Source organism: Acinetobacter sp. YH12226, from assembly GCF_013417805.1.
Classification (GTDB): Bacteria; Pseudomonadota; Gammaproteobacteria; order Pseudomonadales; family Moraxellaceae; genus Acinetobacter.
Map to the genome: position 1 here is coordinate 189,784 of NZ_VPDG01000003.1, position 16,167 is coordinate 205,950.

General features: G+C 43.6%; 13 protein-coding genes. 6 read left to right on the top strand and 7 right to left on the bottom strand.

The genetic code is table 11. The features are described 5' to 3' along the window. Positions 1-12: 12 nt before the first annotated feature. Positions 13-471 (bottom strand): DMT family transporter, encoded by a 459-nt coding sequence (locus FTV08_RS05310; RefSeq protein WP_004732334.1) that lies wholly within the window; start codon positions 469-471, stop codon positions 13-15. A gap of 126 nt (positions 472-597) precedes the next feature. Here FTV08_RS05310 and hemW point away from each other — a divergent pair, with 126 nt between their 5' ends. Beyond that, on the top strand, positions 598-1,752 hold the full coding sequence (gene hemW, locus FTV08_RS05315) for a radical SAM family heme chaperone HemW (protein WP_044112229.1): 1,155 nt from the start codon (positions 598-600) through the stop codon (positions 1,750-1,752). Positions 1,753-1,924: 172 nt separating this feature from the next. Further along, positions 1,925-2,869 carry an HNH endonuclease gene (locus tag FTV08_RS05320; RefSeq protein WP_180086838.1) on the top strand — a complete coding sequence of 315 codons (945 nt, stop codon included), beginning with the start codon at positions 1,925-1,927 and terminating at the stop codon, positions 2,867-2,869. Positions 2,870-2,946: 77 nt separating this feature from the next. On the opposite strand, the gene FTV08_RS05325 is transcribed toward FTV08_RS05320, so the two are convergent. The 5 genes from FTV08_RS05325 to hemF all read right to left on the bottom strand — a co-directional run bounded on the left by FTV08_RS05325 (position 2,947) and on the right by hemF (position 7,911). After that, positions 2,947-3,156 carry a cold-shock protein gene (locus FTV08_RS05325; protein WP_004281542.1) on the bottom strand — a complete coding sequence of 70 codons (210 nt, stop codon included), beginning with the start codon at positions 3,154-3,156 and terminating at the stop codon, positions 2,947-2,949. Positions 3,157-3,503: 347 nt separating this feature from the next. Further along, entirely contained in the window at positions 3,504-5,327 is a 1,824-nt protein-coding gene (locus FTV08_RS05330; protein WP_004732327.1) for an acyl-CoA dehydrogenase C-terminal domain-containing protein, read from the bottom strand. A gap of 398 nt (positions 5,328-5,725) precedes the next feature. Next, positions 5,726-6,514, bottom strand: coding sequence for a shikimate dehydrogenase (gene aroE / locus FTV08_RS05335; protein WP_180086839.1), 789 nt, complete (start codon positions 6,512-6,514; stop codon positions 5,726-5,728). A gap of 99 nt (positions 6,515-6,613) precedes the next feature. After that, positions 6,614-6,820 (bottom strand): hypothetical protein, encoded by a 207-nt coding sequence (locus FTV08_RS05340; RefSeq protein WP_004281539.1) that lies wholly within the window; start codon positions 6,818-6,820, stop codon positions 6,614-6,616. A gap of 134 nt (positions 6,821-6,954) precedes the next feature. Then, entirely contained in the window at positions 6,955-7,911 is a 957-nt protein-coding gene (hemF, locus tag FTV08_RS05345) for an oxygen-dependent coproporphyrinogen oxidase (protein WP_180086840.1), read from the bottom strand. Between the two features lie 237 nt (positions 7,912-8,148). On the opposite strand from hemF, the gene hemN reads away from it, so the two are divergent. Then, entirely contained in the window at positions 8,149-9,522 is a 1,374-nt protein-coding gene (gene hemN, locus FTV08_RS05350; RefSeq protein ID WP_180086841.1) for an oxygen-independent coproporphyrinogen III oxidase, read from the top strand. Positions 9,523-9,661: 139 nt separating this feature from the next. Here hemN and ribA read toward each other — a convergent pair whose 3' ends face one another. After that, complete coding sequence (gene ribA, locus FTV08_RS05355; protein ID WP_180086873.1) at positions 9,662-10,264, bottom strand: GTP cyclohydrolase II; 603 nt, start codon at positions 10,262-10,264, stop codon at positions 9,662-9,664. Between the two features lie 309 nt (positions 10,265-10,573). Between ribA and dxs the strand changes: the two genes are divergently transcribed. The 3 genes from dxs to FTV08_RS05370 all read left to right on the top strand — a co-directional run bounded on the left by dxs (position 10,574) and on the right by FTV08_RS05370 (position 15,856). Further along, entirely contained in the window at positions 10,574-12,484 is a 1,911-nt protein-coding gene (dxs, locus tag FTV08_RS05360) for a 1-deoxy-D-xylulose-5-phosphate synthase (RefSeq protein WP_180086842.1), read from the top strand. Between the two features lie 114 nt (positions 12,485-12,598). After that, the gene (locus tag FTV08_RS05365; protein ID WP_016806782.1) at positions 12,599-13,429 is read left to right on the top strand and encodes an inositol monophosphatase family protein; all 831 of its coding nucleotides are present in this window, start codon (positions 12,599-12,601) and stop codon (positions 13,427-13,429) included. 552 nt (positions 13,430-13,981) lie between these two features. Next, positions 13,982-15,856, top strand: a complete 1,875-nt coding sequence (locus tag FTV08_RS05370; protein WP_004281533.1) for a DEAD/DEAH box helicase — start codon at positions 13,982-13,984, stop codon at positions 15,854-15,856. Positions 15,857-16,167: the final 311 nt, after the last annotated feature.

Genomic DNA, 16,167 nt, shown 5'->3' on the forward strand with positions numbered 1-16,167 from the left:
TAAATAGAAGGTTTAGCGTTGTAAAGTGAGAAGCACACCAATAAAAATTACCACGCCGCCTAAAAGACGTTGCCAGTTAACCGGCATTTTTTCATTACCCAACAATCCCAGATGATCGACCAGCATCGACATCACCATCTGACCAAAAATAATGAGACCGCTAAGAACCAGAAAGCCAAGTTTGGGCGCTGCATAAATGCTCATACTAATCGCGTATACACCCACGATTCCCCCTAGCCATAAATACCAGGGAACACTTATCAATTCCTGTAAACCGGGTTTGGGATTAGACTGAAAAAGTACGATTACGGCCAGCACTATTGTACCAATCAAAAAGGAAAAAAATGCAGCTTGAATAGGAGAATATAAATATTCTTTTAGTTGTGTGTTAATTGCAGTCTGGAGTGTCAATAAAACACCGATTGCAAAAACCAAAGGAAGTAAAATAATAAATTGAGAAGATATTTTCATAATTTTAACTGACTAATTCTATTTAAATTTTTAGACATATCACACGATCAAATTTAATTTTAGCAGTGTTGCCGCCGAGTCATGTTAAAATTCGGCTATATCTTGTAATCGTTTTTGAGTAGTTCTTTGGCTGAATTGAATCCTGCTGCTGTCCCTTTGTCCTTATATATTCATATGCCTTGGTGTGTGCGCAAATGTCCTTATTGTGACTTCAATTCGCATGCGGTTCCGGATGGTCAATTATCACTGGAATTGGAACAGGAATATTTACGAGCACTGGTGGAAGACTTTAAAACTCAGGTCGATTTTGCCCAAGGCCGGCAGATTCACAGTGTCTTTATTGGTGGGGGGACGCCGTCACTGATTTCTGCCCCAGGCTATCAATGGTTATTTGATCAGCTCAAAGCCGTTATTCCCTTTGCCGAAGGCTGTGAGATTACGCTGGAAGCCAATCCCGGCACAGTCGAACATGATCCGTTTGCCGGTTATTTGCAGGCCGGCATTAATCGTTTGTCGATTGGGGTACAGAGTTTTAATACCGAGCATCTCAAGCGTTTGGGACGGATTCACAGCAATGAAGATGCGATTTCTGCCATTGGGTTAGCACGTGAAGCCGGCTTTCAGCGCATTAATGTCGACTTGATGCATGGTTTGCCTGAACAGACCTTGGATCAGGCTTTGCATGATTTAAAACTGGCAGTAGAACAGGGCGCTACGCATATTTCCTGGTATCAGCTGACGATTGAACCCAATACGGTATTTTTCCGGACTCAACCGATTTTGCCTGTTGATGAAGTATTGGAAGATATTCAGGAGCAGGGTGAGCTCTACTTAAATGCTCAGGGTTTTATCAACTATGAAGTTTCGGCTTGGCGTAAAGAATTGCCTTCAGCGCATAATCTGAATTACTGGCAGTTTGGTGATTATCTGGCAATTGGTGCTGGAGCACATGGCAAAGTCACTCAGCCGGATGGCGTGTATCGGTTCCAGAAAACCCGTTTACCTAAGGACTACTTAGCCAAAGTACCTGCCGAACATGTGCAGTTTAAACGCATTGAAGATACTGACTTACCTTTTGAATTTATGATGAATGCGTTACGTTTAAATCAGGGTGTGGAAGCCAAACTCTATGCTGAACGTACCGGTTTGAGTCTAGATACTTTAGATGAGTTACTGAGTTCTTTACGTGATAGAAAATTAATGGTCGATGATCAAGATCGGCTTTCATGTACCGAGCAGGGGCATATCTTTTTAAATTCGGTGCTGGAAGAATTTCTTTAATTATTTAATTTCCCCATTGTTCTAAAAGAAACCCTAATAGGATTCTATTGGGTTTTTTTATTGCCTTAAATAAAATGCCTAAATTCTGATTGGCGCTTTCTTAGAGAGAAGTTTTCTGAGAATATTCAAAGATTAAATTAAATGAATATTATAATTTCTAGAGGGTGGGCAGGTGGATACATTATGGGATTTTCAACAGCTGGATTTGACTAATACCCGATTCTTTATTTTTGATAGTAAAAGTGATCATCTGGTTTATGAAGATCGGGACTTTAAAGAATATCATTGGGATCAGTCTAAATATAATCGAGTCAGGGAAGGAGATTTTTTTTTATATCGACGACCGCAAAAAGCCTCTGAAATTAAAAATCAATTCTATCTTTATGGTGCAGGCCGTATAGCCAAGATTATTGCACCTACTGCCATTCCTCAAAATCATCAAAAACGCCGAACCAAACCGGTCTTTGCGAAAGTGATCGATGGTATACGTTTTATAGATCCTATTCTGCAGTCCGATTTGGAAGATTTTCAATGGACTTTTAAACCACGCGGAAATACTTGGGAACATTTTTTTCAACAATATGGCATGAATGAGATCACGGCAGATGATTTTTGGCGATTACTTAAATTAGCAGGAATAGGCGAAAAACAGGATGCTTTGTTAGATACGCATTTACGTCAAGAAATCCTCGATTATAGTGTTGAAGATCAATATGCCAATGTAAAAGTTCGCGGTTCGCCACACCAGGAATTTGCTTTACAAGTTAAACTTAATTATCAATATCAATGTGCGATCTCTGGTATTAAGACTAAAGCCTTTTTAGTGGCTTCTCATATCGTACCTTGGTCTGAAAATCAGGTACATAGAAGAAATCCGCGTAATGGAATTTGTTTATCTTCTTTATTGGATCAAGCTTTCGATCAGGGATTTATCACGCTAGATAAAGGGCTTAAAGTGTGTCTTGCGAATCAAGCCAAGCAAGATGCGAGTTTATACGCCTATTTAAAACCCTATCACGGTAAGCGAATCGACGTACCAAAACGTTTTGCCCCTGATCCGGTATTTTTAGCCTGGCATAGAGCACACCGGTTTTTAGAACAACCCAATGATCTTTAAAAGCGAGCGGTATGAGAGAAATGATAGGCACAAAAAAAGCACTCTAAGAGTGCTTTTTTCAATATCTTGCTTCTAAATTATAGAGCAACAATATTTACAGCTGTCGGGCCTTTTTGACCTTGAGCTACGCTGAAAGAAACCTTTTGGCCTTCAACTAAAGTTTTGAAACCTGAACCAGTGATTTCGCTGAAATGAGCAAAAACGTCTGGACCTGATTCTTGTTGAATGAAACCGAAACCTTTAGTTTCGTTGAACCATTTTACTGTACCGTTAACTGTATTAGACATAATATAACCTATTGAATCGTATGAATTTATAGCCAAAATTTCAGATGACTAACTGTAACTTTGAAAAATAAAAAGGATGGAGCTTTTTGATCTGTAATACGAAGGTTTATGACTAAAACTGCGATACTTAAAAGAAGACTAACCAAAACAAGAATTTTTCTAGTTGGGATTATCATACCGCTTATTTTGAGATATACAAGCGTTTTATTTGGCTAATTTATTAGGATGTTGAAAAATATAAAATTAAATTTGTATATTTTCTATCCAGAAAGGTTTTTTAAGTTGAAGAAGGGCATCTACATCAATAAAAAGAGCGCCGAAGCGCCCTTTTCAAGTCAATTTACAGCTTAGTAATCGAAGCTAAAGTGTTCTGGCGCGAGTGCCGTCATGGTTTTAGAGGGATTCACCATCGCTTCTGCGTGGCCTTGAGTACGTGGCAGAATACGTTCAAAGTAGAAATCAGCAGTTTTGATTTTCGCTTTATAGAATTCTGGAACTTCCGTACCGTCATTAGAAGCTAGTTTGGCTGAAGCGACTGCAGCTTGCTGTGCCCAGAAGTAGGCCATCATCACATAACCGGAGAACATCAGGAAATCGACTGATGCAGAAGAAACGATGTCGCGGTCCTTACGTGCAGCCAGCATGATACGCACAGTTAGTGCATTCCACTGTGCACAGAGCTTGGTTAAATCCCAGGCAAAGCGGCGCATATATTTATTACGTGCATGCTGACCGCAGAATTTCAGGATTTCAGCAGTGTAATCACGAATAACTTTACCTTTTGATGTCAACAGCACTTTACGGCCAATCAGATCCAGTGCCTGAACACCTGTTGTGCCTTCATACAGGGTAGAGATACGTGAGTCACGTACGATCTGTTCCATGCCCCATTCTTTGATATAACCATGTCCACCGAAGACTTGCATACCGTGATTTGATGCCTCATAACCCATTTCGGTCAGAAAGCCTTTCAGGATTGGAGTATAGAACCCAAGATGGTCATCATGCTGTTCAAATGCTGCAGTATCGCCACGCAGCAAAGCATCATTCATGTTGTCGGCAATTTGCGCAGCATGATAAATCATGGCACGGCCACCTTCAGCAATGGCTTTTTGCGTCAACAGCATACGGCGTACATCGGCATGATGAATGATCGCATCCGCCACTTTTTCTGGATCTTTTTTGCCAGACAAGGCACGCATTGACATACGTTCTTTAGCATAAGGTAAAGCACCCTGGAACGACAGTTCAGCATGACAAATACCCTGAATCGCAGTACCAATACGCGCCGTGTTCATAAAGGTGAACATAGCGTGCAAGCCTTTATTCGGTTCGCCAATCAGGTAGCCAGTCGCATTGTCAAAATTCAGTACAGCCGTTGCTGAAGCGCGAATCCCCATTTTGTGTTCAATCGAACCGCAGTTCACTGGATTACGCTCGCCGATCCCGCCATCTGCAGCAGCAATAAATTTCGGTACGATAAACAGAGAAATCCCTTTGGTACCTTGCGGCGCATCTGGAAGGCGTGCCAGTACGATATGTACGATATTTTCAGTCAGGTCGTGCTCACCTGCGGAAATAAAGATTTTGGTGCCTGAAATGGCATAGCTGCCATCTTCTTTCGGCTCTGCTTTGGTCTTAACTTGACCCAAGTCAGTACCACATTGCGGCTCAGTCAGACACATGGTGCCCGCCCAAGTTCCTGCAACTAAGTGAGGCAGATACGTGTTTTTCTGCTCATCGGTACCATATTGCATGATAGTGTTGATACAACCCACACTTAAACCCGGATACATCTGGAATGACCAGTTTGCAGTCCCCATCATTTCCGATTTGATCAGGTTTAAAGACATTGGCAGGTTTTGGCCACCAAATTCTTCAGGATAAGACAGACCTTGCCAGCCACCTTGTACGAACTGGTCGTAAGCTTCTTTAAAGCCTTTCGGTGTTTTTACTTCGCCATTTTCAAAATGACAGCCTTCTTCATCACCGCTTTGATTCAACGGCGACAGTACATTTTCACAGAAATCTGCAGCGCCTTCTAAGATCATATCTACCGTGTCGGCATCGGCATATTCACCATTCGACAAATTCTGGTAGTGCGCAGGGTAGTCAAGCACTTCATTCATAAGGAAGCGAATGTCGTGTAAAGGGGCTTTATATGCTGGCATGCGTTTAATCCTGATTGAAATTAGTTTTGGATTATCTGTATCGATTCTTTGATTATTCACATTCGGGATAAAAAAACATTGATGAATTCAGTGAATAAAAATGTCAGAAAAGCGAATCGATTTTTAAGGCTAATGAATGAAATCATCGAATTTCATCATTAGGTGTTTACATTACAGGAAGATTAAAAACTTGTTATATCAATGGAATTTAATGAGTTAAAAGGTGATTTGTCCAGTATATTTTTGTATGAATTGTGCTCGGATTCAGGTCGCAAAATAACTCATTCTAAAATGTCATTAAAACCAATTCATGGTTTTTCAGCTTATAAAAAGTAGTAGGAGGGAAGTAAAGGGTTGCAGTTGCAACCCGAACTGAACTCATTGGAGAGATAGGGGTTTTAAAGAAACTCTTTTAAATCCGGCTTGATACCATTCCAGATGTAAAAAGATTCAATTGCCTGACCGACCAGCATGCCAAAACCTTCAGATGTCGGTACACCGCGTACTTTGGCTTGATCGAGAAAGGAAGAAGGTTTGCCATAGGCCATTTCATAGGCCCGTTTAAACTGTAACGCCTCTGGTAAAACCAAAGCATCACCACTGAGGCTGGCAGAGGTGGCATTAATCACCAAATCAAATTCACCGGCTAAATTGTCTAGTGAAATCGCCTGTAATTCGACTTGAGGTACGGCATCCTGAAGATCAGCGACCAGTTGTTCCGCGCGTGCCAAGGTACGATTGGCGATTACGATTTTTTTCGCACCTGCTTGGGTGAGTGGATAAATCACACCACGCGTGGCACCGCCTGCTCCAATAATCAGAATATTGGTATTTTCCAGTGGCCAGTCTAAGGTACGGATGGCTTCAACCAGTCCCTGACCATCGGTATTGTCGCCATGCAGGATGCCATTTTCCATCCATAGCGTATTCACTGCTTTGGCAATTTTGGCCCGTTCACTCAGCACCTGACATTGGCCAAAAGCCTGCTCTTTGAAGGGGACAGTAACATTCAGGCCGCTACCGCCCTGGCCAAAGAATTCCTGAATGTTGGCTTCAAAGCCATCCAGTGGAGCCAAACGTTTACTATAATTCAGGTCGATCCCAGTTTTGGCTGCAAAGGCGTGGTGCAATTCTGGAGAACGTGATTGTTCAATCGGGTTACCAATCACGGCAAATTTTTTGCTCATTTCACAATGTCCATGTGCGGAAATGGCCATCAATATACGTGAAAAAGCGCAGGGACTAAAGCCTGCGCGATTTTAAATTGCTGCTAAGTTATCAGGGTTTTAGGAACTGCAAATATCCATAATATGTTCCGCAAACATCAGCGCCATACTGAGAACAACCCCAAACCCAGTCAGGATACTCACCAGAATAGCGGCGCCATCCAGAATCAGGTTGTGACTCAAAATTGCGGTACTCATCGCGCTGATGGCGAGAGCCAGAAAAAGCCAAAAGGCCAACACAGGTAGATTTAATTGAAGATTATGCATTGTTATTCTCACTAGACATCAAATAGAATATGATCGATGTAGCGATAGGGTGCCGCGATCAAATCAGGTATTTCTATGCAGCAGTATAGAGGATATATCTATTAAAGCAGCCCTCTATTTGAGGGCCGTTTGTATCATTTCATTGCGTTGGATTTTAATTCTGTTAACCAGTCATGTGGTTTCAGGTAGTAATCTGTTAAGCGTTTTTCCGGTGAGCCCTCATCCCATTCAGGGCGATATGACCATCCGGTAAGCGGGGGCAGGCTGACCAGAATCGATTCAATCCGGCCACCAGTCTGCAAGCCAAACAGGGTGCCGCGGTCATAAACCAGATTGTATTCCACATAACGGCCGCGACGGTATAACTGAAACTCGCGTTGTGCTTCGGTATAAGGCTTATCCTGATTGCGCTGGAAAATCGGCAGAATGGCTTCCAGATATCCATTGCCTACAGCCTGCATATACTGGAAACAGGTTTCAAAATCCCATTGATTCAGGTCGTCAAAAAACAAGCCGCCAACGCCACGCTGTTCATCACGATGTTTCAGATAAAAATAATCATCACACCATTGTTTATGTTCAGGATAAACCTCTTCGCCGAATGGCGCACATAGATCATGCGCCGTTTGATGCCAAGACAGTACATCTTCATCATTCGGATAAAACGGGGTCAGGTCAAAACCGCCACCAAACCACCAAATCGGATCCTGACCTTCTTTTTCAGCCACAAATAAACGCACGTTGGCATGCGAAGTCGGTACATTCGGGTTTTTTGGATGGATGACCAGTGATACCCCCATTGCTTGCGCTTTGGCACCGGCAATATTGGGATGGCGTTCGGTCGCAGAAGCAGGTAGCTTGGAAATGTTGATGTGGGAGAACATTACCCCACCTTTTTCAATCACCGTACCATTTTGCAAAACACGTGAACGGCCACCACCACCTTCTGGACGCTCCCAGTCATCGATGATAAATTCGGCCGTACCGCCGCCAGCACGTTCCTGCTGTTCTAATGCTGCACAAATCCGTGCCTGCAAGTCGATGAGAAATTCACGAACGCGTTGAATATCCGTAGATGTAGGATGCTGCATCAGAGCCCTCGTAGGGAAATAAAAAACTAACGACATCAAAGCATAAAATCAGTCAAAGATTAAGGTCTATTTGGCAATGCAGTTGATCGATCCAGACTTTAAATTTCAAGATTCATAAGCAGAATATGGCATTTAATCCGACTAAATGGCTAGGTTGAATTCTTCTTTCAAGCTCAGCACAATAACTCACAAGCGCTCATTAGCTTGAGCATTTCTCGATGGTAATAGGTGGGTCTCATGTCGGTACAGGTCAATTCCCTGATTCAAAAATACAATGTTCCCGGTCCGCGCTATACCAGTTATCCCACTGTTCCGTATTGGGAAGAGCAGAATTTCTCACTGGAACAATGGAAGCAAACGCTAAAAAAGTCTTTTGCAGAATCCAATCAAAACGAAGGCATTAGTCTGTATATCCATTTACCATTTTGCGAAAGCCTGTGTACCTTCTGCGGGTGTCATAAGCGCGTGACCAAACGCCATGAAGTCGAACAACCTTATATTCAGGCACTGCTGAAAGAATGGGATCTATATTGCGAGTTATTACAAGAAAAGCCCATCATTAAAGAGATTCATTTTGGTGGAGGAACACCGACCTTTTTTTCAATGGCACATCTGGCTCAACTAATTCAAGGCATTCTGGCCAAAGCAGACGTAGCGCCTGAGTATGAATTCAGTTTCGAAGGTCATCCCAATAATACTACGCGTGAACATTTGCAGGGATTGTATGACCTGGGTTTTCGTCGGGTCAGTTATGGTGTGCAGGATTATAACGAAACCGTGCAAAAGGCGATTCACCGGATTCAGCCTTATGAAAATGTTAAACAGGTGACCGAATGGGCGCGAGAAATTGGCTATGAATCGATTTCCCATGATCTGGTCTTTGGTCTGCCATTTCAGAGTCTGGATGATGTTTTAAATACTATTGAACAAACCAATTCGCTCTTGCCGGACCGTCTGGCTTTATATAGCTATGCACATGTGCCCTGGATTAAAGGTAATGGTCAGCGCGGTTTTAAAGATGCCGATGTGCCCAAAGATGCGATCAAACGGGAATGCTATGAAGCGGGTAAAAAGAAACTTCTGGCACATGGCTATCATGAAATCGGTATGGATCATTTTGCCTTAGAGAAAGATGCGATGTACCAGTCCTTTCAAGCGGGAACATTGCACCGCAACTTTATGGGATACACAGCCTCTAAAACCCAGGTGATGATTGGACTCGGGATTTCTTCAATCAGTGATAGCTGGTACAGCTTTGCGCAGAATGTGAAAACCATTGAAGAATATTATGGATGCCTGGCGCGCAATGAAATTCCGGTATTTAAAGGACATGTCTTAAATCAGGAAGATTTGATCATCCGGCAACATATTCTAAATTTGATGTGCAGCTTTAGCACCTCATGGGAAAATTCCGAGATGCTTTTCCCTGAAATTGATGAGGTTTTGGAACAGCTTGAGGAAATGGCACAGGATGGTTTGATTCAATTTTCAGACTCGTCAGTCACGATTCTGGAGAAAGGGAAACCATTTGTACGCAATATTTGTATGGCTTTTGATTTACGTTTAAAGCGACGCATACCGGAGAACCGGATTTTCTCGATGACGATTTAATCTTCCCCTAACCCCATTTTTAAGAAAGATAGGGAAAACCTCCCCGAGCAAGACTTAAGCATTGCTTTAAGTCGAAGCGCAAGAAAGGGAGGTTTGGAGTGGTTAAGTTAAAATAAGGTAGGACAGGGTTTTAAAAATATTAAAAATCATCCTTTTTATAAAGATGTGCCATGCGTTCGTGCTTGGTCTTGAGATATTGTTCATTAAAAGGGTTTAAACCCACAGTCAAAGGCACACGATCGATCACGTTAATTCCCTGGGCTTTTAAAGCCTCAATTTTAGAAGGGTTATTGGTCACCAGGCGTACTGCTTTCACCTGTAAATGATCCAGCATGATGCTACACATATCATACTGGCGTGCATCTGCGGGCAGGTTCAGCATTAAATTGGCATCTACGGTGTCATGTCCCTGATCTTGCAGGGCATAAGCGCGAATTTTATTGGTCAGGCCAATACCACGACCTTCCTGACGCAAATACAGAATGACCCCGCGGCCTAATTCATTGATCAGTTTTAAAGTCGCTTGCAATTGCGGGCCACAGTCGCATTTGAGTGAAGCAAAGGAGTCACCGGTTAAACATTCAGAATGTACACGCACCACCACCGGCTCATCTGATACTTCTTCAAGTCCTTTGGAAAGTGCGACATGTTCTTCGCCAGTCTTAGGGTCTTGAAATACAGTAATTTTAAATTCACCGTGAGCGGTAGGTAATCTTGACGTTGCGACAAATTCGATTGGCACAGCTGAACCCGTTAAATCCTGAAATTGGCTAAAGTATAGCGTAATGCTTGAACATTGGTAGAATTGCAAAGTCGAAATTCTGCAATAGATTTTCTTTTTTGTAGAAAGCGAACGATAATAGTTGATAAATAGTAAGATTATTCAGGATAATCGTAGGCTGCAATTTTTTCACCCCGACGAGATCATTGTTTAATATTGCATCGCTAGAAGCGTAGCTGAATTGAAGCTGCTACAATTCAGCTATATGATCGGGTACTCCCCATTGACCTAGCTTTAGATTTGCCAGGCTTTAGAAGGCTTTGCCATAATATGCTGTATACAGAAATCCCAACTCAACGCCCTGTAACACCGTTGCTTGATGCGATCAATCATCCTGAGCAACTGCGTGCACTCGAGCAAAGCCAGCTAGAACAAGTGGCGGATGAGTTACGTCAATTCATTTTGTATGCTGCCGGGCAAAGTGGCGGACATTTTGGTGCCAATCTCGGTGTGATTGAACTCACCGTGGCCTTACACTATTGCTTTAATACGCCACATGATCGCCTGATCTGGGATGTAGGTCATCAAGCCTATCCGCATAAAGTGTTGACTGGGCGTCGTGAACAGCTCACCACCATTCGTGCCAAAGACGGTCTGGCTGCATTTCCGGCTCGTGAAGAATCTGAATTTGATACCTTCGGGGTAGGGCATTCTTCGACGGCGATTTCTGCTGGTCTGGGCATGGCCTTGGCGCGCCGTTATCAAAACAAGCCATGTGAGGTGGTGTCGATTATTGGCGATGGCGCCATGACGGCAGGTATGGCCTTTGAAGCCTTGAATGATGCCGTGGCACACAGTGCTGATCTGATGGTGGTGCTGAACGACAATGATATGTCGATTTCTTGCAGTACCGGTGGTTTTGCCAAACATCTGGCTGCCATTTGGGAGCGTGGTGAATTCGTTAATGTTACCGAGCAGGGAGAGGCTTATGTACAGCCGCATCCAGAGTGGCTGTATAACTCACGTTTGCACAGTGCAGCGACCGATGCTGCAGATAACTTATTCCAAGCCATTGGCTTTGACTATTTTGGCCCATACGATGGTCATGATGTCAAACAGCTGGTGCATGTCTTTAATGCGCTGAAAAAGCGTAAAGGCCCACGCCTGATTCATATCTATACCAAAAAAGGCAAGGGCTTTGCTCCGGCAGAATCCGATCAAATCAAATATCACGCGATTAGCAAAATCAATGCTGTTGCCGCCAGCAATACTGCACCGAAATATTCGGATGTATTTGGGCAATGGCTTTGCGATGAAGCGGCACAAGATGCCCGTTTGCTCGCAATCACACCTGCCATGTGCGAAGGCTCAGGCATGGTGAAATTTGCCAAAGAATATCCGGAGCGTTTTTTTGATGTAGCAATTGCTGAACAGCATGCAGTTACCTTGGCTGCCGGTATGGCTTGTGAAGGCTTGAAGCCAGTGGTTGCAATTTATTCGACTTTCCTGCAACGTGGTTATGATCAACTGGTACATGACGTGGCTTTGCAGAATCTGGATGTTACTTTCGGTATTGATCGTGCCGGTCTGGTCGGTGAAGATGGCCCGACCCATGCCGGTGCTTATGACTATGCCTATATGCGTACTATCCCGAATATCGTGATCATGGCGCCGAAAGACGAAAATGAATGCCGTCAAATGCTGCATACTGCGTATTTATATCCAGGGCCGGCAGCGGTACGTTATCCGCGTGGCAATGGACTGGGCGTCGATATCCAGCAAAAGATGATCGAGATTCCGATCGGTCAGGCGGAAATTGTGGCCAGCTTTAATGGGCAGTATGATGAATATATTTCTGTACTGGCATTTGGTAGCCGGGTACAGGCTGCAGTCGACGCTGCTGAAGCATTTGCCGTGAAACATGAGATTGGCGTGCGTGTGGTTAACATGCGTTTTGTCAAACCACTGGATACTCAAATGCTCGATGATCTCGCTTTAAGCACCAGTCTGTTTGTCACGGTGGAAGAACATGCAGTGATGGGCGGTGCAGGTAGTGCCGTGAATGAATATCTGGCAGAAGCACAGATTGTCAAACCGATGTTGAATCTGGGTCTGGATGATACGTTTATGGCGCAAGCGACCCATGCACAGATGTTGCAGCAAGCGGGTCTGGATGCGCAAGGCATTGAAAAATCGATCAATCAGGCTTGGTCCAGCCTGGGGCAAAGCGTCTTGTCATAAGTTATTAAAAATTTTAGACACATTTTTCCCAAAAAAGCCCCGATATTTGCTAAGATATCGGGGCTTTTATGCATTATTCTTTATCAGTGTCTTCAAATTTGTAGTGGGTGTTCAATGGAACCTATGGTGGTGATGGCTGCGCGTGCGGCTCAGTTAGTTGGTCAAGAGCTTTTAAAAGCGCATCAGAATCGTCATAAACTCGATCTACAAGTCGAAGAAAAAGGAATTGATGGTCCGGTAACGCGTGTAGACCGTTATCTGGAACAGTTGACCATCGATACCCTACGTAAAAGCTATAAAAATCACAGTTTCCTTGGTGAAGAGTTTGGCTATCAGGAAGGTAAGGGTCATGACGCCGATTGGTGTTGGGTGATCGATCCGCTAGATGGTACTTTAAACTTCATTAACGGTTTCCCGCATTTCTGTATCTCTATCGCAGTTCAGCACAAAGGCATTACTCAACACGGGGTGATTTATGACCCCGTGAAAGATGAGCTATTCTCTGCCAGTCGTGGTCGTGGTGCCATGATGAACCAGCGCCGTATTCGTGTGAATGTTAAAGACAGCCTGGAAAATACTTTTATGGCTGTTGGTCACGCTTATCGTGCCAAACGTGATGGCGAAGTTGTGTCTTATGCCAAGAATCATTTCCAGTCTTTGTTAAATGTTACTGAAGCCGGTGCGCAATATCGCCGTTCAGGTTCTGCAGCATTGGATTTGGCTTATGTGGCTGCCGGTCGTTTCGACGCTTATTTTGAACTTGGTTTGAAACCTTGGGATATTGCAGCGGGTGAATTGATCGTGAAAGAAGCAGGCGGTACTGTAGTTGATGCACGTGGTGGTAGCGACTCTATGGAAAATGGTCAAGTTTTGGCTTGTTCAATGAAAATGCTTAAGCCTTTAATGCAAGCAGTTGTTCCTGCTTGGGGCGAAGCAGCAAAATAATCGGGTTTAGATGAATCAGATCTAATATTGAGAAAAGGCGTCCTTCGGGATGCCTTTTTTATGCACGGAAATTTAAGTCGCGAGAGACTGGTATAGGGGTATTGATGTTTGCTTGAATACTGGAAATATCAGGTGAATTGGCGAAAAGTGACTTTTTATACCATCTGTTACATTTTTTATTATATTTTAAGTATTAGAAATATATAGATAAATTGTGAATAAGGAAAATTAGTTTTAAAACTTAATGACATTGTGAAATATTCTGCTATAATTCTGCCACGCACTTAATTTCTGTTCTTTACCTGAACACTATCTTCTAATCATTGTATGCGCGTGCTGTCCATAGAGAGGACATATCCTTCGCGCCCCAATCGCTTAAGCGATTCCTTCAGGTTTGCGGCCGTAATCATGCGTGCGTTATATCCACATCGTCGTTACTCGGATCGCTGCTGAATCCTAATATTTTCAGCATTATTTGCTGTGCCGCTTTTTGCCGATGTCCATAATTGTTATTTATTAAATGGAGCACCCACTTCAGGGTGAATACTCTCTATGAGCAAAACTTTTGCTGATTTTTCCCTCGACGAATCTCTAACACAGGCTCTCGACGCTTTAGGCTTTACTACTCCTACTCCTGTACAAGAACAAGCGATTCCAGCTGCGCTTGAAGGCAAAGACCTTCTTGTGTCAAGCCAAACAGGTTCTGGTAAAACTGCTGCATTCTTACTTCCTACGTTAAATGCGTTGGCAAACCAAGATACATTAGTACCGTTTAAAGACCGTATGAAAGCGGTTACTCAACCGAATATTTTGGTGATTTCACCGACTCGTGAATTGGCACAACAGGTATGTCAAGACGCGATTGCATTTGTACGTCACATGAAAGGTGTTCGTATTGCGGCAATCATGGGCGGTATGCCTTTCGGTAAGCAAATTCAACAGTTAAAAGGCGCGCAAGTTGTTGTTGCAACTCCAGGTCGTCTACTTGACTTGGTGAATCGTCGTCAAATCAAATTGGATAAAGTTGACGCGTTAATCGTCGATGAAGCTGACCGTATGCTTGACCTGGGTTTCTCTGAAGACTTAGAAGCAATTGGTGAGTTGGCTGCAAACCGCAAACAGACTCTTATGTTCTCTGCGACTTTTGCACCACGTATCATTACACTTGCAGAACGCATGATGAATGACCCAATGCGTATTTCGATCGAAACTGGTCACTCTACAAATACTGATATTACTCAGACTTTGCATTGGACTGACGGTTTCGAGCACAAGAAAAAACTTCTTACTCATTGGTTGAACGAAGAAGACGTTGATCAAGCAGTTGTATTTGCGTCAACTCAAGAAGATACAGATATGTTGGCTGAAGAACTTGCTGAAGCAGGTCTATCAGTTGTAGCGCTTCACGGTGCTATGCCACAAACTGTTCGTAACCGTCGTTTACGTAGCATTCGTGAAGGTCGTGCGAAGATTCTGGTTGCAACTGACGTTGCAGCGCGTGGTCTTGACGTACCAACAATTTCACACGTAATCAACTTCGGTCTTCCAATGAAGAACGAAGACTATGTACACCGTATCGGTCGTACAGGTCGTGCGGGTCGTACTGGTAAAGCAATTACTTTGGCGACTTACCGTGAACGCGGTAAAATCCGTGCTTTGGAAGACTTCCTTGATGCGCGTCTAAACGTATCTGAAATTGAAGGTCTTGAGCCATCTCCACCTCCTGCACGTGGTAGCCGTGATGGCGCTGGTCGCGGTCGTGGCCGTGATGGCGGTCGTCGTGATGGCGGTCGTGGTGGTTTCGGTGGCGGTCGTCGTTTTGAAGGCGAAAGCAACTTCAAACGTCGTGAAGGCGGTGATGATCGTCCACGTCGTAGCTTCGATGACAAACCTCGTGGCGAACGTCCAGCATTTGGCGAAGATCGTCCACGTCGTGACTTTGGTGATCGTCCAGCTCCACGTCGTGAAGGCGGTTTCGGTGATCGTCCACAACGTTCGTTTGATGACCGTCCAAAGCGTGATTTCGGTGATCGTCCAGCTCCACGTCGTGAAGGCGGTTTCGGTGATCGTCCACAACGTTCGTTTGATGACCGTCCAAAGCGTGACTTCGGTGATCGTCCAGCTCCACGTCGTGAAGGTGGTTTTGGTGACCGTCCTCGCTCTAATGATGACAACCGTGGCAACCGTGTAGACTACAAACCAGCTCGTGAAGGTGGTTATGGTGATCGTCCAAAACGTGATTTTGGTGATCGTCCAGCTCCACGTCGTGAAGGTGGTTTCGGTGATCGTCCAGCGCGTTCATTCGGTGATGACCGTCCAAAGCGTGATTTCGGTGATCGTCCAGTACGTCGCAACTTTGATGACAAGCCACGTGGTGAACGTTCGTTCGGTGGTGAAGATCGTCCACGTCGTAAATTTAACGACTAATTCAGTCGCTAGATGAAGATAAAAAACCGGTAGAAATACCGGTTTTTTTTATGCATTGAGTTTTTTGCTTTTTAACGTAAAATGTCTACTAAATCATGTTTTGTCAGGGTTATGATAATTATTAATATGAAAAGCTTAGCTCTTCGATCTCAATTGATAGAGGTGTATATGCCATATATCGCATTGACTTTGATTTTATGTAATATTATCTATTATCTATACAGTTTTTTTAATTAATCAATGTACCTAAATCAAGCTTAAGTGCATATTTTTATTATAAAAAATTCGAAATAATCTATTGTTGTTATTTT

What these genes read in the sequence shown, in the direction of transcription:
- FTV08_RS05310 (WP_004732334.1), bottom strand. Translation starts at nt 471, where the DNA reads ATGAAAATATCTTCTCAATTTATTATTTTACTTCCTTTGGTTTTTGCA.
- FTV08_RS05325 (WP_004281542.1), bottom strand. Translation starts at nt 3,156, where the DNA reads ATGTCTAATACAGTTAACGGTACAGTAAAATGGTTCAACGAAACTAAA.
- FTV08_RS05330 (WP_004732327.1), bottom strand. Translation starts at nt 5,327, where the DNA reads ATGCCAGCATATAAAGCCCCTTTACACGACATTCGCTTCCTTATGAAT.
- aroE (WP_180086839.1), bottom strand. Translation starts at nt 6,514, where the DNA reads ATGAGCAAAAAATTTGCCGTGATTGGTAACCCGATTGAACAATCACGT.
- FTV08_RS05340 (WP_004281539.1), bottom strand. Translation starts at nt 6,820, where the DNA reads ATGCATAATCTTCAATTAAATCTACCTGTGTTGGCCTTTTGGCTTTTT.
- hemF (WP_180086840.1), bottom strand. Translation starts at nt 7,911, where the DNA reads ATGCAGCATCCTACATCTACGGATATTCAACGCGTTCGTGAATTTCTC.
- hemN (WP_180086841.1), top strand. Translation starts at nt 8,149, where the DNA reads ATGTCGGTACAGGTCAATTCCCTGATTCAAAAATACAATGTTCCCGGT.
- dxs (WP_180086842.1), top strand. Translation starts at nt 10,574, where the DNA reads ATGCTGTATACAGAAATCCCAACTCAACGCCCTGTAACACCGTTGCTT.
- FTV08_RS05365 (WP_016806782.1), top strand. Translation starts at nt 12,599, where the DNA reads ATGGAACCTATGGTGGTGATGGCTGCGCGTGCGGCTCAGTTAGTTGGT.
- FTV08_RS05370 (WP_004281533.1), top strand. Translation starts at nt 13,982, where the DNA reads ATGAGCAAAACTTTTGCTGATTTTTCCCTCGACGAATCTCTAACACAG.